Source organism: Prauserella marina, from assembly GCF_002240355.1.
GTDB classification, from domain to species: domain Bacteria; phylum Actinomycetota; class Actinomycetes; order Mycobacteriales; family Pseudonocardiaceae; genus Prauserella_A; species Prauserella_A marina.
Map to the genome: position 1 here is coordinate 670,659 of NZ_CP016353.1, position 17,001 is coordinate 687,659.

General features: G+C 66.8%; 16 protein-coding genes. 11 read left to right on the forward strand and 5 right to left on the reverse strand.

All coding sequences use genetic code 11. The features are described from left to right. Positions 1–12 precede the first annotated feature (12 nt). The 3 genes from BAY61_RS02965 (at position 13) to BAY61_RS02975 (ending at position 3,010) form a co-directional block, all read left to right on the forward strand. Complete coding sequence (locus BAY61_RS02965) at positions 13–1,974, forward strand: type VII secretion-associated protein (RefSeq protein ID WP_091802222.1); 1,962 nt, start codon at positions 13–15, stop codon at positions 1,972–1,974. A gap of 375 nt (positions 1,975–2,349) precedes the next feature. Continuing rightward, a complete protein-coding gene (locus tag BAY61_RS02970) occupies positions 2,350–2,667 on the forward strand; it encodes a WXG100 family type VII secretion target (RefSeq protein WP_091802225.1) in 318 nt (105 codons plus the stop codon). Between the two features lie 55 nt (positions 2,668–2,722). Beyond that, positions 2,723–3,010 carry a WXG100 family type VII secretion target gene (locus BAY61_RS02975; RefSeq protein WP_091802228.1) on the forward strand — a complete coding sequence of 96 codons (288 nt, stop codon included), beginning with the start codon at positions 2,723–2,725 and terminating at the stop codon, positions 3,008–3,010. Between the two features lie 59 nt (positions 3,011–3,069). On the opposite strand, the gene BAY61_RS02980 is transcribed toward BAY61_RS02975, so the two are convergent. Together BAY61_RS02980 and BAY61_RS02985 are read right to left on the reverse strand one after the other, a co-directional pair. Next, positions 3,070–3,714 (reverse strand): DUF4333 domain-containing protein, encoded by a 645-nt coding sequence (locus tag BAY61_RS02980; RefSeq protein WP_091802231.1) that lies wholly within the window; start codon positions 3,712–3,714, stop codon positions 3,070–3,072. Between the two features lie 43 nt (positions 3,715–3,757). Beyond that, positions 3,758–4,693, reverse strand: a complete 936-nt coding sequence (locus tag BAY61_RS02985) for a hypothetical protein (protein WP_245865730.1) — start codon at positions 4,691–4,693, stop codon at positions 3,758–3,760. A gap of 186 nt (positions 4,694–4,879) precedes the next feature. On the opposite strand from BAY61_RS02985, the gene rplM reads away from it, so the two are divergent. From rplM to BAY61_RS03015, 6 genes are all read left to right on the forward strand, one after another. Next, entirely contained in the window at positions 4,880–5,332 is a 453-nt protein-coding gene (gene rplM, locus BAY61_RS02990) for a 50S ribosomal protein L13 (RefSeq protein ID WP_091802234.1), read from the forward strand. Between the two features lie 14 nt (positions 5,333–5,346). Further along, positions 5,347–5,817, forward strand: coding sequence for a 30S ribosomal protein S9 (gene rpsI, locus BAY61_RS02995; RefSeq protein WP_091802236.1), 471 nt, complete (start codon positions 5,347–5,349; stop codon positions 5,815–5,817). 235 nt (positions 5,818–6,052) lie between these two features. Then, positions 6,053–7,387, forward strand: coding sequence for a phosphoglucosamine mutase (gene glmM / locus BAY61_RS03000; protein ID WP_091802240.1), 1,335 nt, complete (start codon positions 6,053–6,055; stop codon positions 7,385–7,387). Positions 7,388–7,545: 158 nt separating this feature from the next. After that, positions 7,546–7,914 (forward strand): hypothetical protein, encoded by a 369-nt coding sequence (locus BAY61_RS03005; RefSeq protein WP_091802243.1) that lies wholly within the window; start codon positions 7,546–7,548, stop codon positions 7,912–7,914. Then, the gene (locus BAY61_RS03010) at positions 7,911–10,151 is read left to right on the forward strand and encodes a WXG100 family type VII secretion target (protein ID WP_091802246.1); all 2,241 of its coding nucleotides are present in this window, start codon (positions 7,911–7,913) and stop codon (positions 10,149–10,151) included. Before BAY61_RS03005 ends, BAY61_RS03010 begins: the two co-directional genes overlap by 4 nt. Then, positions 10,141–10,617, forward strand: a complete 477-nt coding sequence (locus BAY61_RS03015) for a hypothetical protein (RefSeq protein WP_091802248.1) — start codon at positions 10,141–10,143, stop codon at positions 10,615–10,617. The genes BAY61_RS03010 and BAY61_RS03015 overlap by 11 nt, the downstream gene beginning before the upstream one ends. 668 nt (positions 10,618–11,285) lie before the next feature. Here the strand turns inward: BAY61_RS03015 and BAY61_RS03020 are convergent. Then, positions 11,286–12,101, reverse strand: coding sequence for a dienelactone hydrolase family protein (locus tag BAY61_RS03020; RefSeq protein WP_091802251.1), 816 nt, complete (start codon positions 12,099–12,101; stop codon positions 11,286–11,288). A 201-nt stretch (positions 12,102–12,302) separates the two neighbouring features. On the opposite strand from BAY61_RS03020, the gene glmS reads away from it, so the two are divergent. Together glmS and BAY61_RS03030 are read left to right on the forward strand one after the other, a co-directional pair. After that, positions 12,303–14,165, forward strand: coding sequence for a glutamine--fructose-6-phosphate transaminase (isomerizing) (gene glmS / locus BAY61_RS03025; RefSeq protein ID WP_091802254.1), 1,863 nt, complete (start codon positions 12,303–12,305; stop codon positions 14,163–14,165). Between the two features lie 10 nt (positions 14,166–14,175). Continuing rightward, positions 14,176–15,621: an NAD(P)H-hydrate epimerase gene (locus BAY61_RS03030; RefSeq protein ID WP_091802257.1), complete on the forward strand. Its 1,446-nt coding sequence runs from the start codon at positions 14,176–14,178 to the stop codon at positions 15,619–15,621. Here the strand turns inward: BAY61_RS03030 and BAY61_RS03035 are convergent. Then, a complete protein-coding gene (locus tag BAY61_RS03035; protein ID WP_091802260.1) occupies positions 15,578–16,378 on the reverse strand; it encodes an SGNH/GDSL hydrolase family protein in 801 nt (266 codons plus the stop codon). The two genes, BAY61_RS03030 and BAY61_RS03035, sit on opposite strands and share 44 nt — an antisense overlap. After that, entirely contained in the window at positions 16,375–16,947 is a 573-nt protein-coding gene (locus BAY61_RS03040) for a PadR family transcriptional regulator (protein WP_091802263.1), read from the reverse strand. Before BAY61_RS03040 ends, BAY61_RS03035 begins: the two co-directional genes overlap by 4 nt. Between the last annotated feature and the right edge of the window lie 54 nt (positions 16,948–17,001).

Sequence of the window (17,001 nt, forward strand, 5' to 3'; positions counted from 1 at the left end):
TGGGAGCTGCTGGTGACCTTGCGGGTGGCGGTGGACTTCGGGACATCGAGCACCTGTGTCGTTGCTTCGATGAACGGGCGCGAGCCGCAGGTCGTGGTGATCGATGGCCAGCCGCTGATGTCGTCTGCCGTGTACGCCGCGCCAGATGGGACATTGTTCGTCGGGCAGGAGGCGGAGCGGCAGGCTGCCGTGGATCCTTCTCGCTACGAACCCAATCCGAAGCGGCGCATCGACGAGGGTGAGCTGCTGCTCGGTGACACGGTGTTGCGGGTCATCGACGTTATGCATGCGGTGCTGGAGCGTGCGGTCACCGAGGCGCGCAGGCTCGCGGCGGGCGCGGAGGTGCGCCTGCTCGTGCTGACCCATCCCGCGGACTGGGGCGCTGTCCGCACCAGGCTCCTCAGGCAGGCGGCAGGCCAGCTTGCCTACGAGGTGGCGCTGGTTCCGGAACCGGTCGCCGCCGCCGTGTTCCATGCCGCGACCTTCGCACCCGCTGAAGTGAACCAGGAGCGGACCGTCGAGTTCAGCGGGCGGCCGGGCGATACCCTCGCCGTGCTCGACCTCGGCGGGGGGACCATCGACGTGAGCGTCGTACGACGTTCCGCGGGCGAAATGCGCACCGGGTTCGAGGTGCTTGCCACCAGAGGAGACCCGAGTTTCGGCGGGGCCGATATCGATCAGGCACTCCTGGAACACGTGGGTTCCCTGGTGTCGGACGCCGATACCACGGCGTGGGAGCAGCTCGTCCAAGGCAGGGAACTCGCCGACCGGCGACGCAGGCGGGTGCTGCGCCAGGACATCCGCGGGGCGAAGGAGACTCTGTCGAGACACGTCTACACCGACGTGCCCATGCCGCCGCCATTCGCCGACGCCCACTTGACGAGGGAAGACCTTGAACGCCTCGTCGCGATCCCGCTCGGGCGAGCCGTTCAACTGGCGAGCGCCACGATCGACTCGGCGGGGCTACGGCCGCAACAGCTCACCGCGATCTTCCTCGTCGGAGGGTCGAGCCGGATCCCGATGGTTTCGAGATTGGTCCACGAGCGAGTCGGCGTCGTCCCGACCACCCTTGACCAGCCGGAAACCGTGGTCGCGCGAGGCGCCTTGCGGGCAGTGCAGGTCATTCCCGACCGCACGGGCGCGCTGCCCGGCGCGACGCCGAGAGTGACGGGCCTACAGGGAGACCAGCGCACGAAGGTCGTGACCAGACCGGCGGCAACACCTCCGCTACCCAGGCAACCGGTGTCCGGGGGTTCACCACCCAGGCCGGCGACGAGGCCCGGTGCGCTCCCCGCGCGCCCTGTTCAGCAAGGACAAAGTCAGCAGGGGCAACAGGTCCGGCAGGGGCAGCCTTCTCCGCCGCGGGGCCAGCGTGCGCCGGGGCCGCCGGGCGCTCCCGGCGGTGCGACGCCCACATCGCGGGGATGGTCGCGGCAACACAAGCTCATCGCCCTGGTCGTTCTTGGCGTGGTTCTGCTGGCCGCGATCGTGACTACGCTGCTGCTCGTACTTCAGGACGACGAACCCGCACCGCCCGCGGGGAGAACATTCGCGCAGTACTCCTACAAGTTCGTCGCACCTCCCGGCTGGGCGCAGACCGGCGACAACGTCGCCGACCGGCAGGTGGTCGTCAAGCCTGACGACGCGCAGTCTCCGGCTGACGACGACCTCGTCGTCGTACAGGAATTCGTGCTGGCCTACGACGCGGGGGTCGATCGTGAGCGATTGGTCGATGCGTTGCGGGACGAGGTCGCCAAGACCCCTGAGCGGTTCAGTGGCTTCGAGGACCAGTACGCGTACGCGGGCAAGCAAACGATTCACTACGTGGAAGCCAAACCCGCGGCGAACGTCGACTGGTACGTGTTCGCGGAGGGGACCGCTCAGGTGAGTATCGGTTGTCAGGAAGCGTCGAAACCGGAGCGGGTACAAGCCGCATGCAACCAGATTGTCGGAACGCTGGAGTTCACGAATTGAATCGAGGACTCGCGTATCGCCCGATCGAGTAGTCTTTGGCTTGTTTGCGATTTCTTTCGCACATGCCGATGCTCTTTCGCCGAGCAAGCATCCCGTTTGTCAGTGCACCCAAGCGCACCCGTACGCCCCTGCCCGCCGTGGCCCCGACAGCAGTTAGCCCGCTAAACGCGGTTTGGGGTGGGGGCCCGGCTCGGGGTGGGCGGGAATGAGAGGGTGGGTGTTGGCGGGTGGCGGGGCTTTTGGAAATATTCACGGTCGCAACGAATTCCCCCTTTGTCGCGACACCGGGAACCGTGCGTGGCAATGTTCCCGTCGTACAGCCGTCGCGAACAACCCGCACCGATCGCGAACCAGAACAGAAGGGGGTAGCTGCCGATGGCAGGCGGTTTTACCGGGACACCGGAACAGTTTCAGCAGGCATACCTGGATGTCGACGAAATCAAAGGGCTCATGGTGTCGAACATGAGTACTCTCCGCGATCGCATCGAGGCCACACAGGCGGGCTGGCAGGGCGATGCCGCGAAGGCATTCAAGAATGTCATGGATTCGTTCGACGAGCGGAACCAGAAACTGAACGACACTCTGGGGAACATCGCTGAACTGCTCCAGCAATCCGGTGTTGCCTACGCGCAGGCGGAACACGAGCAGAACGCCGCGGTCAGCAACATCAGCAGCACTCTCGAAGGCCTGTGAGTTCCGCGTCTTCCCATGGCAGAAGCCGCCAAGATTCTTGATCCGAGGAGGGACCGTGCCTGACGGCATCGTCGTTGATTACCAGACCATCCACACCGCCGCCGATGACTGCAAGGTGACGGGCGGCGAGCTCAGAGGGCTGTTCGAAGACCTCAAAGGACGCCTCGCCCCGCTCGTCGACAGCTGGCAGGGTGAGGCACAAGGAGCTTGGCAGGCCGTGCAGGCCGAGTGGGACACCAATCTGGAAGATCTCGAAGCGGTGCTCGCCAAGATCGCGACCGCGCTGCCTCAGATCGCGGACGGCTACCAGTCCACGGACAAGGCCGTGCAGGGGTTCTTCTGATCCATTCCGCACAACGATGAGGGCCCGGTTCGCGCCGGGCCCTCATAATGCTGTCGACGTCAGTTCGGCGCGCCGACCTCATACTCGGGTTTGTCGTTGAGCACCCGGATCGACACGGACTTCGTCTGGCCACCGATCTCCACCGTGCACGTGAATTCGTTGCCGGTGTTGATCGCCTGTCGGCCCGGACATTCGACATTGGACACATCGTGCTCGCCGTAGCTGTCGCGAAGCACCGAGGCGACGTTGGTTTGCAGCGAATCCTGGTCGAGGACGTCGCCACCGAACAGTCCGAGTTGCCACGTCAGGATTCCCGCGCCGACGACGAGAACACCGGCGGCCGAACCTGCGATCCACCAAGTCTTGCGTCGCTTGGGCTTGCGTTCCGGTTTGCGCTCGAAAGCACCGAGACCGCCGTACTGCGACTGAAAACTACCGCCGAACGCCGGCTGCGGTCCCGTCTGCGGCTGAGGGGCGTGACCGCCCTGAGTCCCGTAATGGCCATGTCCCTGCGGTGGCGCTTGGTGTTGCGGGCCCTGCTGTCCGGGATGCCCTGGTTGCCCCTGCTGTCCGCCGTATTGCTGTCCCTGGGGAGCGCCCTGCTGTGGATGTTGTGAATGCTGTGGTGGTCCCTGTTGCGGGTACCCCTGTGCGGGGCTCGGCGGCTGCCACCATCCTTGTGGCTGGTTCGGTGGCTGTGTCATCAGGCTTCCCCTTGTGGTCGTGATCGTCGGCTTCGGTGGGCCACTACCCGCCGCTGCTCGTGATCTCGCCCATGCGGTTGTAGTAGTCGTCGATCTCCGCGTCCGTGGTGAGTGCCGTCACCTGATCCTTCGGCGGGACCTTCGGCAGGTCCTCTTCGGTGGGTGGATCCAGCACTTGGTAGTGCTCCTTGACCTCGAACTCGTGGCCATCCGCCTCGATGAGGCCGTTCATGCGGATCTCTTTGAGCTTGCCCTCCGGATCGAGTCTGACCTTGGTTTCGATGATGCCGTTCTGCATCTCCTCGGTGATCTGCGCGAGGATCCAGTCCGGCAGGATGACGACCCGCTGCTTGAGGAACTCCCGGAGCGTGACCTCGGCCGTCAGTTCGATGCTGCCGTCCTGGAAGCTTTTCGCCTGTTTCGCGGCATGTCCGTTCTTCAGCGAGCTGGAGATGGTGTCCAGCATGCGGCAGACCATCGTGTAGCCGCCCCAGAAGCAGATGTCGTACCCGCCGGACGTGTACGGCTGGGACACCCAAGGCGTCGGGGCGAGGGTTTTGTAGACCGGACCGAGATAGGTGTATTCGACGTCACTGCCCGCAGGGTGGAAGTAGTCGCGGTAGTCGGAGGAGTCCCGGTTGGAGTGGTTCTTGTAAAGCCGCGACGGAGGGCTTCCGACCTGAATGGCGGTGATCGTGCTGTCCGCCTTCTTCTCGTCGATGCGGGTGAAGGAGCGGTGGGTGCTGCGTCTCGGTTCGGTCTCGCCGAGGTCGTCCGACAGCCGTTCGAGGGTCGCCTTGAACTTGTCACTCACGTAGGCCGCCGCCGCGTCGCCGTCGGGTATGGCGGTGCCGGAGCGACCCGGTGCGCACGCGGTGACCAGGATGAGTAGCGCTCCGAGCACAGCCAGTGATCGGCGGCCAGCAGGCCGCCGTCGGGTTGTCGCCCTACTGGCCGCACCGGCCAGCCGCTGAGTCATTTCTTCCGCCCCCCGGAGAGTACGATCGCGGCACGCTGCCGGAGACCCTAGTATGCGAGAGCGGTGCGGACCCCGCCTTCACCCTTCCCAAAGTGACCGGGTATCTTCGTAAGTTGTTGTGCGCTGCGGCGCGTATGCGCTAGGCCCGCACGGACCCCACAAGCACGTTGACGACGAGGTAGACCCTTGCCCACGTACAGCCCCAAGCCCGGCGATATCACCCGTGCATGGCACGTGATCGATGCCGAGGATGTCGTGCTCGGCCGGCTCGCGACCGAGGTCGCTACGCTGCTGCGCGGCAAGCACAAGCCCACCTACGCCCCCCACGTGGACACCGGTGACTTCGTCATCATCGTCAACGCCGAGAAGGTGGCGCTCACCGGTAACAAGCGCGAGCAGAAGTTCGCGTACCGGCACAGCGGTTACCCGGGTGGCCTGCGTAAGCGCTCCTTTGGCGAACTGCTCGACACCAGGCCTGAGCGCCTGGTCGAGAAGGTCGTCAAGGGCATGCTTCCCAAGAACAAGCTCGGCCGCGCCCAGGCGAAGAAGCTCAAGGTCTACGCCGGCCCCGAGCACCCGCACGCCGCGCAGAAGCCACAGCAGCGCGAGATCACCAAGATCGCTCAGGTGACCCAGTGAGTGAGGAACAGTCTGTGACCAGCACCGAGACCGAGGCCGCAACCGACGCGGTCGTGACCAGCGAGACGCCGACGGCGCCGAAGCCGTCTCGTGCTGCGGGTGGCACCGCGCAGACGGTCGGCCGCCGCAAGGAAGCCGTCGTCCGAGTGCGCCTCGTGCCCGGCTCCGGCCAGTTCAAGCTCAACGGCAAGGCTCTTGAGCAGTACTTCCCGAACAAGGTTCACCAGCAGCTCATCCGTGAGCCGCTGGTCACCGTCGAGAAGCCGGAGTCGTTCGACGTCTTCGCGAACCTGAATGGCGGCGGCATCTCGGGCCAGGCCGGTGCGCTGCGGCTCGCGATCGCGCGTGCGCTCTCCGAGATCGACAACGAGGACCGGCCCGCGCTGAAGAAGGCAGGCTTCCTCACCCGTGACGCGCGTTCGACCGAGCGCAAGAAGTACGGCCTCAAGAAGGCCCGTAAGGCTCCGCAGTACAGCAAGCGCTGACGCGCAGCTCGCAACGCACAGAAGCGCCCTTCCGATATTACGGATGGGCGCTTCTGTGCTCTCCGGCCCCGGAACCCCCGAACCGCGTTTAGCCGGCTAAACGCGCCGCGTGCGTACCGGGCTGGGGCGTCATCGTCGTGGCCGCTAGGTTGTTCGGGTCGCTCACGCACAAGCAGCGGTGGGACGTACACGGTGCCGCACCGGTCCAACCCACCCGAACACGGAGGTCGAGGATATGGCCCGCCTTTTCGGCACCGATGGAGTGCGCGGCCTCGCCAACGCCGAACTCACCCCGGAGTTGGCGATGTCCGTGGCGGCCAGTGCCGCCAGAGTGCTCGCGGCACACGACCGCTCGCACCGGCCGGTGGCCATCGTCGGCCGCGACCCGAGGGCCAGCGGCGAGATGCTCGAAGCCGCCGTTGTCGCCGGACTCGCCTCCGCAGGTGCTGATGTGCTGCGAGTGGGTGTGTTGCCGACACCGGGCGTCGCTCACCTCGTCGGTGACCTTTCGGCCGATCTCGGCGTCATGATCTCCGCCTCACACAACCCCATGCCGGACAACGGGATCAAATTGTTCGGAGAGGGTGGTCACAAACTGCCCGACGGGATCGAGGACGAGATCGAGGCCGGTCTCGGTTCCGAGGCGCTCAGGCCGACGGGCGCGCAGATCGGCCGCGTATCCGACGTCGACGACGCGCTCGACCGCTACATCGCGCACCTCATGACCGCGACGCCGCACCCACTCGCGGGGCTCAGGGTCGTCGTCGACTGCGCGAACGGTGCCGCTTCCGTCGCCGCGCCCGAGGCATATCGCAAGGCGGGTGCCGACGTGATCGCCCTGCACGCGGAACCGGACGGCGTGAACATCAATGACGGCTGTGGCTCGACGCACCCCGAGCTGCTGAGTGCCGCCGTGGTCGAGCACGGTGCCGACCTCGGCATCGCGCACGACGGCGACGCCGACCGGTGTCTCGCCATTGACTCGTCGGGGAACCTCGTCGACGGTGACCAGATCATGGCCGTGCTGGCGGTCGCCATGGCCGACACCGGTGAACTCGTGGAGCGCACCCTCGTCGCGACCGTGATGAGCAACCTCGGCCTGCACCTCGCCATCAAGGAACACGGCATGACGTTGCGGACCACCGCCGTTGGTGACCGCTACGTGCTTGAGGAATTGCGCTCCGGTGGTTTCTCGCTCGGCGGCGAACAGTCGGGACACGTCGTTTTTCCCGCGCACGCCACCACCGGCGACGGACTGCTCACCGCGCTGCGATTGATGAGCAGGGTCGCCGAGACCGGACGGTCACTGGCCGAACTCGCGGGTGTCATGCGCAGGCTGCCCCAGGTGCTCATCAACGTGCGGGTCGCCGACAAGAACGCGGTCGCGGCCTCGCCAGCGGTGAAGGAGGCCGTCGACGCGGTGACTGCCGAACTGGGCGCCGAAGGGCGTGTCCTGTTGCGGCCGTCGGGAACAGAGCAACTGGTGCGCGTCATGGTCGAGGCGACGGCTGAGGACATCGCCCAGGCCGCGGCGGACCGGCTCGCCGGCGTGGTCGCCACTGTCTCCTGACCGCCGGAATCCCTTGCGCTGTTTGGAAACGCAAATCCTTCATCTCGGTGCGTGCTGACCTGCGCGTCGGTACATTTTGTGCGTTGGCGACGGCACCGGGTCGTTTCTCCGCGCGTCGTAACGGCGTTCGCACACGAAGAGCTTGAGGGGGAGCTGGAGTGACCACGGTACCCAGGGGCAACGGCGACGATTCGTCCAGTTCGGGTGTCAGCGCGCCGGACGGCTACACGGCCGACACCGGAAGCATGGTGAGCCAGGCGCAAGCCATCAGCGACGCGGTGGAAGAGGCGCAGCCGGAGGCCGAGAACCTTGGAGCGACCGAGGTCGCCGGGGCGGACTTCGGAATCGCCCACGCCGAGCGGGCCGCCGGCTACACGGCCGCGGTGCGGACTCTCGGCGAAGGCGCGATGGCCATGTGCGGCTCGTTGCTGGCTCTCGCGGGCTCGATCGGCGGCGCCGGTGAGCAGTACGCGTCCGCCGAAGCCGAACAGCAGTCCTCGGTGAACCAGTCGGGGAGCGGGCTGTGAGCAAGACCTGGGAAGAGACACAGGCGCTGCTGGACGACCCCTACGTTTCCGCGCAGACGAAAGAAGCATTGCTCGTCGCGTACCTGCGTGCTGGCGGTTTCAACCCCGCGGCCACGGCGTACGTCGACCAGTACAACCTCGATGGGAACTACTACGGCTACGGGCTCGCCGACGTCGATACGGTCTACGAACAGGCCGAGAGCGAGTCGGAGACGGAGGGCTACCGGGACCGGCAGGTCACGGGGCGCATCAGTGACAACCAGTCGGAACTCGACAACGCCGTGGCCCCAGGTTCCGGCAGCGGCGCCATTACGACGTCGGACGAATTGTTCGACCTCGCCGAACCGGCGCTCGAAGTGTTCGAGACCTTCATTCCCATCGACGACGAGGCACCCAGCGAGTCCAGGCACATCGACAGTCCGCTGACCTACGACGCCATCAAGAGGGCGTTCGACGAGCAGCGAGGTATCGACTTCCGGAAGTTCCTGGACGAGGCACAGCGGCTCAGGGACACGCACGACACGCTCAAGGATCTGCACAACATCACCGAATCGAACCTCAACACCCTGTACCAGGACTGGACCGGGGACGGGGCGAACGCCTCCTATCAGAAGTACAGCGAGGACATCGCTCCCAACATCGGCGATCTGCTCGAAGCACTGGAGGGTTCGGCCGACGTTATCGAGGCCGCGGTCCAAGCGGTGTACGAAGCCTGTAAGGCCAAGGCCGGCGAGGTCATCGCCATGTATCAGTCCACTGTGGGCGCCGCGATTCCGGGAACCGCGAGCAAGGTGATGACGTTGGCGCGAGGGGATTTCGACTCTCAGGACGCGGTTCTCGAAGTGGCCGCGTGGGTCGACGCGGAGACCGGCAGCAATCTCGAATCGACGCTGAGAGCCGATGACTTTGCCCTCAACGATGAGAACAAAGCGCTGGCCATCACCCAATGCAAGACCTGGATCCAGAATTCGTGGAACCCGGACCTGTACGACAACCTCTACGAGCGGTTCACCGGCGTCTGTAAGGACACGAAGGAAGCCGTCGATCGGGCGTGGGGTGACCTCAACGAATTCCTCAAGGATTACGAGAACAAATTCCCTGAGGACAGCGGTGATTACCCGCTACCGCCGCCGGAAACGCCGCAACCCGAGGACGGCGGGACCGGGCCGAGCGGTGACGCAAATGGTATCAACGGGGGCAGCCCAGGTGGTGGATCCTCACCACCCGCTGCTGAGCCAGGGGAAGGGGCGGCAGAACCGGGTTCGAATCCGGTGACCGGTGACGATCTCGACATCGATCCCGAGGCGGGCAAGCCCTGCCCGATCGACGAGGCCATCAAGGACTCCGGGCACGACCGGGGCACGTTGACCGTCGAGAAGGATGACAACACCTTCGAAATGACCGAGCCCGACGAAGACGGCAAGATGGAGGTCTTCATCGACGACGGGACGGGCGAACCGAAGGTGTACCAACTCGATTTCGGTGCCGGCGAAGACAGCGCGAGTGATCAGTTCGGGCCGGAAGGCTCCGGTGAGGAAGGCGAAGAACAGGTGTACCGCCCTGGCCCCGACCGCAAGATCCACATCGAGGACGGTGATCTCACGATCGCCGCGGAGCAGCCGGATGGACCGGAGGGGCCGACAAGGGTCACCTTCGATGACGGCACGCCGTCGCCGACGACGTACACGCTCGGAGAGAACAGGAACGAGTCAGGGCAAACGCAGGACCCCATCGCTCCGCGGGAATCCATCCGCACGATGCCGGGAGCTCCGGTTTCCGTTGCGGTGCAAGGAGAAAACGGCGACGGCGAGCCCGTCACCCCTTCGGTGGTGGACGGTGGTGGGTTCCCCGGCGCGAACGTTGGCGGTGGGCACCACGGAGCCCTTGCCGACATGAGTGAGCAGGGCGATGTGGACACCGGTGGCGACATTGTCGACGAGGGCGAGGTGCGGGATCCAGCGCAGGCGACGACGCTCTCTGCGGGGTCCGCGCAGGCGGGTATCGCCACCGCACCGGGTGGCATGGGTGATGCGCCTCCCGCGGCCCAAGGCGGTACCGGCGGCGGGGCCGGTGGCATGGGCATGATGGGTGGTTACGGCAACCAATCGGGAGACCAGGACCGCACCACCAACCCGTATCGCATCGACGGTGGCATCTTCGGCAATACGGTTGGCGGCAACCGCATCAGCGGATCGTTGCACGACGAGGACGAACGCTCGATCTGGTATGACCGGTGACCGCACGAGGACAGGAGAGCTGATGGCGCGGGGAAAAGCCGAGGCGGCCGTCTCCCGGATCAAGGCCATCGGCAGGGAGATGGCCGAACGCAGGGCGTTGAGAGAACGCAACGCGGCGAGCGTGAGGAAACGGTCCAGGGAAAGCCTTCTGGCACAGGGGAAGGTCGCCGCGAAGGCGGCCGAACACCTCGGGGAACTCGGGCGCAGGCGGAAGCAAGCAGGCGGCTGGAACACCGAGAAGTCCTTGTCGGGCAAGATCGACGTCATGGGATTCGGCGCTGAGGACGAACAACGCGAAGCCACCTTTTCCCACTATGGAACGGGAAGCGCCAGCCCGCCTCCGGCGCCGTCGCTCGAATTGCCCGAGGCGCGGCGGGAACCGCCTCAGCCGAGAAGGGCGCGACACGCCCGTCAGGAGGATCAGTTCGACGATGACGATTTCTCCAACAGCTCCTGGCTGAAATAAACGCCGTCGTCATGTAGCGGGCCGACGAGATCAAACGGCTCGTGTGCAGGGTGCTTGAGGTCGACCGGCGGTCGAGGCCGAGCTGCGGATGGGTGCGGAGCAACGCGCTCGCCTTCGGTGGCAACAACGCGGTCGTCTTGCTGCGCAAGCGGCCGTGACCACGGCGGGGAAGCCGGTGATCACGGCCTGGTCGGCGATTTCCGTCCTCGGTATCGGGAAGACGCCCTTTGCCGGTCGCGGGCGGGCGGATGTCCGGGATCGGGGTGTTGCCTGCGCCGCGCGGCTGCTGGCCTCGGGGAGGGCGAGTGGCGTCGTGTGCGGGTCGGTCGAGGAATACAGCGCCTAACCTGCCTGGCTCGAATGGCATCGGGCGCGCACGAGGGTTGCCGTCGACGGTGGTCTTGCTTCGGCGCTCGAAATCTGCCTGCGGCAGTTGTTCATCCAGACCGGCGTCGCGGTGGGCGAGCCGGCCACCGCGGAACAGTTAGCGGGCGGAATGCTGTTTGGGGGACGCTGCCGCAGGTGGTGCTGAACCCTGCCGACGTGGTCGGTGATGTGGGTGCCGCGACAGGCCCGTTCCAGGTCGCGGCCCTGCTGGGGCGCCAGGGATCGGCCGCTGACAAGCGTGGAGAACGACGGCTCGGTGGGCTGTGCGCTGCTGGGGGTGTTCAGCGAGCCGCTGGCTCCCGGTCGAGCGTGAGATGCGCCGCTTTGAGGTCGGCTTCGAGCAGGGGCCGGTATCGGTCCGTGCCGGTCAGCTCGGTGAGGAAGAAGGCGGTGAGCAGTGCGCGGACGGTGCGCTGAGTCGGCCTGTGGGGCTTGCCGTGCAGCAGTGGCTGGCTCCAGTGCATCCCTTCGGTGACCGCGAGATGAGACGACTTCGGCAGGGTCCGCAGCCGGACCGGACCGGCCCAGGCGTCGGCGATGGCGGCGGCATTGCCCTCGGCCGGCGCGACCATGTCCTCGTCGGCGACCAGGTGAAGGCCGGGTGCGGTGACGGTCTGTGCCGCGATGGTGGCCGGTGGCATCGTCTGGGCGGCGGTTATGGTCGCGACGGCCCTGATGGTGTGGGTGGGTTCACTCGCGGCGGCGAGAACGGCGGACCCCCCGCCGATGGAGTGCCCAGCCAGTCCCACCTTCGCCGGATCGACACTGATGCCGTCCGGGCCGAGGCGAACGCCGGTGACCAGGTCGAGCGCCGAGCGAAGATCCGCGGCGAAAGCGCGGTGTGACGGCAGCGGACCACGCTGAGTGGCAGGAGCCGCCGCCACGATGCCCCAGCTCGCGAGGTGGCGAAGCAGTTCGCGGTACCGACCGGGGGGCTGGAGCCAGCCGTGGCCGAAGGCGATCGCAGGCAGGTTGAGCCCCCGCGCCGGTGTGTAGACGACACCGGGGAGGCCGACGAGCGCGAGGTCGCCACGCAGCACGTCGTGCGGACCGGGGTGGGTCAGGTCCTCAAGTAACTGCTTCGGCTTGCTGGCCATGGCTGGGAGGGTATCCGAATGACCAGGCCGAGGCTGGCATACCCGGTCACCGTGCGTTGAGTGGTTCCGCGGCGCGAGCCCCAACCGCGTTTAGCCCGCGAACTGCGGTCGGGGAGGGGCGCCCCACCGCGTTTCGCCGGCAAAACGCGGTCCTGCCGTGCCGGGCGATGATGGTGACACTGTGTCGTTACCCTGGGGGACGTGTGTGGAATCGTGGGATATGTCGGGCATCGGCAGGCGCTTGACGTGGTACTTGGCGGCCTCCGCCGAATGGAGTACCGAGGGTACGACTCGGCTGGCGTGGCCGTGCTCGACGGCGCCGGCGCGCTGACCGTCGAACGCAAAGCGGGGCGCCTGGCCAACCTGGAGGCCGCACTCGACACCGCAGGCCGCGATGCCTTCGCGGGTACCGCCGGCATGGGCCACACCCGGTGGGCCACCCACGGCGCACCCGTCGACCGCAACTCCCACCCCCACCGCGACGGCAGCGAACGGGTCGCCGTCGTCCACAACGGCATCATCGAGAACTTCGCCGCGCTGCGTGCCGAACTCGAAGCCGACGGTATCGAGCTCAACAGCGACACCGACACCGAGACCACCGCACACCTGATCGCCCGCGCCTACGCCGACGGCTCCACCGCGGGGGACCTCGCCGCGAGCGTGCGCACCGTGTGTCGCAGGCTGGAAGGCGCCTTCACACTCGTCGTCACCCATGCCGACCAGCCCGACGTCATCATCGCGGCGCGCCGATCTTCCCCGCTCGTCGTCGGGGTGGGCGACGGCGAGACCTTCGTCGCCTCCGACGTCGCCGCCTTCATCGAGCACACGAGGGAGGCCATCGAACTCGGCCAGGATCAGCTCGTCGTGATCACAAGGGAAGGCTGCGAGGTCACCGACTTCTCCGGCGAGCCCGCGCAGGGCAAACCGTTCACGGTCGACTGGGACCTCTCCGCCGCCGAGAAGGGCGGCCACGAATACTTCATGCTCAAGGAGATCGAAGAGCAGCCCGACGCGCTGGCCAACACGCTTCGCGGGCACTTCGAGGCTGGCAAGATCGTGCTCGACGAGCAGCGCATCTCCGAGCAGGATCTTCGCGACGTCGACAAGGTGTTCGTCGTCGCCTGCGGCTCGGCCTACCACTCCGGGCTCGTCGCCAAGTATGCGATCGAGCACTGGTGCCGCCTCCCCGTCGAGGTCGAGCTGGCGAGCGAGTTCCGCTATCGCGACCCCGTTCTCGATCGCGACACGCTCGTCGTCGCCGTTTCGCAGTCCGGGGAGACCGCCGACACGCTGGAAGCGGTGCGGCACGCCCGCGCGCAGAAAGCGCGAGTGCTCGCGGTCTGCAATACCAACGGAGCACAGATCCCCCGCGAGTCCGACGCCGTGCTGTACACGCACGCGGGCCCGGAGATTGGCGTGGCTTCGACGAAGGCTTTCCTCGCGCAGATCGCGGCTAACTATCTGGTGGGTCTCGCGCTCGCGCAGGCGAGGGGAACCAAGTACCCGGACGAGGTCGCCAGGGAATTCGCCGAACTTGAGGCCATGCCCGCAGCAGTCCACAAGGTACTGTCTACTGTGGATCAAGTGCGGGACATGGGCCGGAAGCTCGCCGACTCGAAAGCCGTGCTGTTCCTCGGAAGGCATGTCGGCTTCCCCGTCGCACTCGAAGGTGCGCTCAAGCTGAAGGAACTCGCCTACATGCACGCGGAGGGCTTCGCCGCGGGCGAGCTCAAACACGGGCCCATCGCCCTCATCGAGGAAGGGTTGCCCGTCGTCGTCGTGATGCCTTCCCCGAAGGGGCGGGCCATGCTGCACGCGAAACTCGTCTCCAACATCAGCGAGATCCAGGCCCGCGGCGCGCGCACGATCGTGATCGCGGAGGAGGGCGACGACCGGGTCAGGCCGTTCGCCGACGAGCTCGTGGAAATCCCAGCCGTACCGACACTTCTGCAACCGCTGGTGTCGACGGTGCCGCTACAGGTACTGGCAGCCGAAATCGCCCGTACTCGTGGCTACGACGTCGACAAGCCCCGTAATCTGGCGAAGTCGGTGACGGTGGAGTAAACAGGGCCCTGTGCGGGGTATCTGGACCACTGATCACATTCGTCAGGCCGAGGAGCGGCTGCTCGCCGGCACTCTGGAGGGCGCGCTCATGCGGCGCGCCGCCCACGGTGTCGCGATCCAGGCTGCCGCCATGCTTGACGAGCACGCGGGTGCCGTCGCGGGCCGGAGTGCCGTCCTGCTCGTCGGCGCGGGAAACAACGGTGGTGATGCGCTGTGGGCCGGCGCCTTTCTCCGCAAGCGGGGGGTCGGTGTCGCCGCCGTCTTGCTCGCGCCGGAGAAGGCCCACACCCAAGGGCTTGCCGCTCTCAAGCGTTCCGGCGGCAGAGTTCTGTCCGTCGAGGAAAGTCCACAATGGATAGCAAGTGCCGACCTCGTCGTCGACGGGATCGTCGGTATCGCGGCGCGGGGACCACTCCGGCCGGACGCGGCCGCCCTGGTCGACCACATCGCGGCGCCCGTGCTGGCCGTTGACCTGCCGAGCGGAGTCGAACCGGACACCGGTGCCGTCGAAGGGCCCGCTGTGTCGGCGAACCGCACCGTGACGTTCGGAGCCCGCAAACCGGTGCACGTGCTCAATCCCGAACGGTGCGGCGACGTCGTACTGGTCGACATCGGTCTCTCCGGCGAACTCGGCGAACCGGACCTGTTTCAGCTCGACGTGGCCGATGTCGCGGCGGCCTGGCCCATGCCAGGGCCATCCGATGACAAGTACACGCAAGGAGTCACCGGAGTAGCCGCCGGATCCGCGACCTATCCCGGCGCTGCCGTGCTCGCCTCGGGCTCCGCTGTGCACGCGACCTCCGGCATGGTGCGATACGCGGGCACCTCGGCCGATGTCGTCCGCTGGCACTGGCCGGAAATCGTTGCCACCGGGTCCATCACGGACGCGGGCAAGGTGCAGGCATGGGTTGCCGGACCCGGCATCGGCACCGGGAGAGAAGGAAAGGACGTGCTCGCCGCCGCGCTCGGCAAAGGGGTTCCCGTGTGCGCGGACGCCGATGCGATCACGATCATCGCCCACCAGCCGGATGTGCTGGACGCGCGTGACCCTGGCACGCCGCTAGTTCTCACCCCGCACGACGGCGAGTTCGCCAGGTTGACGGGCTCGCCGCCCGGGCCGGACCGGGTGGGGGCAGTGCGGGCAGCGGCAGACCGGTTCAACGCCGTCGTGCTGCTCAAGGGACATTGCACGATCGTCGCCGACCCAGACGGGCGGGTACTGGTGAACGCCGCGCGTGGATCGTGGCTGGCTACGGCCGGTTCGGGTGACGTGTTGTCGGGGCTGGTCGGCGCTTTGCTCGCCGCCGGCCTCGACCCGTGGCTGGCAGCGGGTGTGGCGGCCGACGTGCATGCTCGTGCGGGGCAGCTCGGTGCTGATGGGGTGCCGGTGTCGGCCGCAGGTGTGCTGGCGGCTATTCCGGATGCCGTCCGCCAGGTCCGTGCGCTGAAACCGTGACGGGAGCCAGCTCGGGCCGTTTCGCGACGCGACCGTCCCCGGAGGACCGGCCCCTCACTCTGCGGTAGAGCCAAGGACCCGCGAATGACGCGAGCCACCGCAGCTCCGTCACTGTCGCTTGCCACGGTGTACGACGCGGCAACAGGGGAAGTGGCCGAGTCCAATCCTCGTGATCGCCGGGGAGGGAAAGCGCCTTCGCCACGGCCGAGGTGATGCGTGCGTGTCCCAGTGGGCTCACGTGCAGCCGGTCGGCGCTCCACAACCGGTCGTCGGTCGTGACCGCGTGTGGATAGGTGTCGACGACGAGTACATCATGCCGCGCCGCGGCGGCGATGATTCGCGCGTTGAGGTCGAGTACCCGGGAACGCAGTGGCGTGGCGAGCGGGGTGATCTTGCCGATGTCGGGGAAGGTCACGGTCACGACGGTCGCGCCAGCCCCGGTGAGCTCGGCGAACATGGCTTCGATGTGGCCGACGACTCGGGCGGCGTCGAAACCACCTCGGATGAGGTCGTTCATGCCTGCCATCACGGTGGCCAGGTCGGGGCGGAGCGCGAGCGCGGGTGCGAGTTGTTCCGCGTGGACCTCGGCGGCGAGCTTGCCACGCACGGCAAGGTTGGCGTAGCCAAGCCCTGGGTTGTCGCCTGCCAGCCGTTCGGCCAGCCGGTCTGCCCAGCCCCGGTAGCCGTCGAGTTCGTTGCCGTCGCCGAGACCTTCGGTCTGGCTGTCGCCGAGTGCGACGTAGCGGGCGAAAGTCATGTGTGCCTACTTCCGGTGTTGGTCCGTTCGCGCAGGAGCAGGGCGGTGTCGTGGCACCAGTCGAGGGTGAGCTGTTCGAGCCGGCAACCGGCGAGGCAGGTCAAGTAGGGGCCGACGCGTTCCCCGCTGCGCAGGAAGGTCGCTTCGTCGAGTTCGCCGCGGAGTTCGCGGAGGGTGTGTTCGTAGAAGGCGAGTTTGGTGGCGGCGGCTTCGGCGCGTTCGTCGAGTCCGCTGATGACGGGGCGGGGGTCGATGTGGTCCACGACGTGCACTTTGACGGCGAGGTCGTCGCGCAAGAGCAGCGGCTTGGCCGGGCGGTTGGCGAAGGCTTCCAGCTCGGCGAGGCCGGCGTCGGTGATGGAGAAGACCCGCTTGTCGGGGCGGCCGTGCTGAACGACGTGCCTGCCTTCGATGAGTTCGGCGGACTCCAGCTTGGTGAGTTCCGCGTAGAGCTGCTGGGGGGCGGCGTACCAGAAGTTGGCGATGCCGCGATCGAAGATCTTGGTGAGCTGGTAGCCGCTGTGCTCGCCGTCGAGCAGCGCCGCGAGCACCGCGTGCCGAAGTGCCATGCCACTCCTCATAGTCAAAAATATGACTAGTCAAGAACATGACTATAGCCGCAG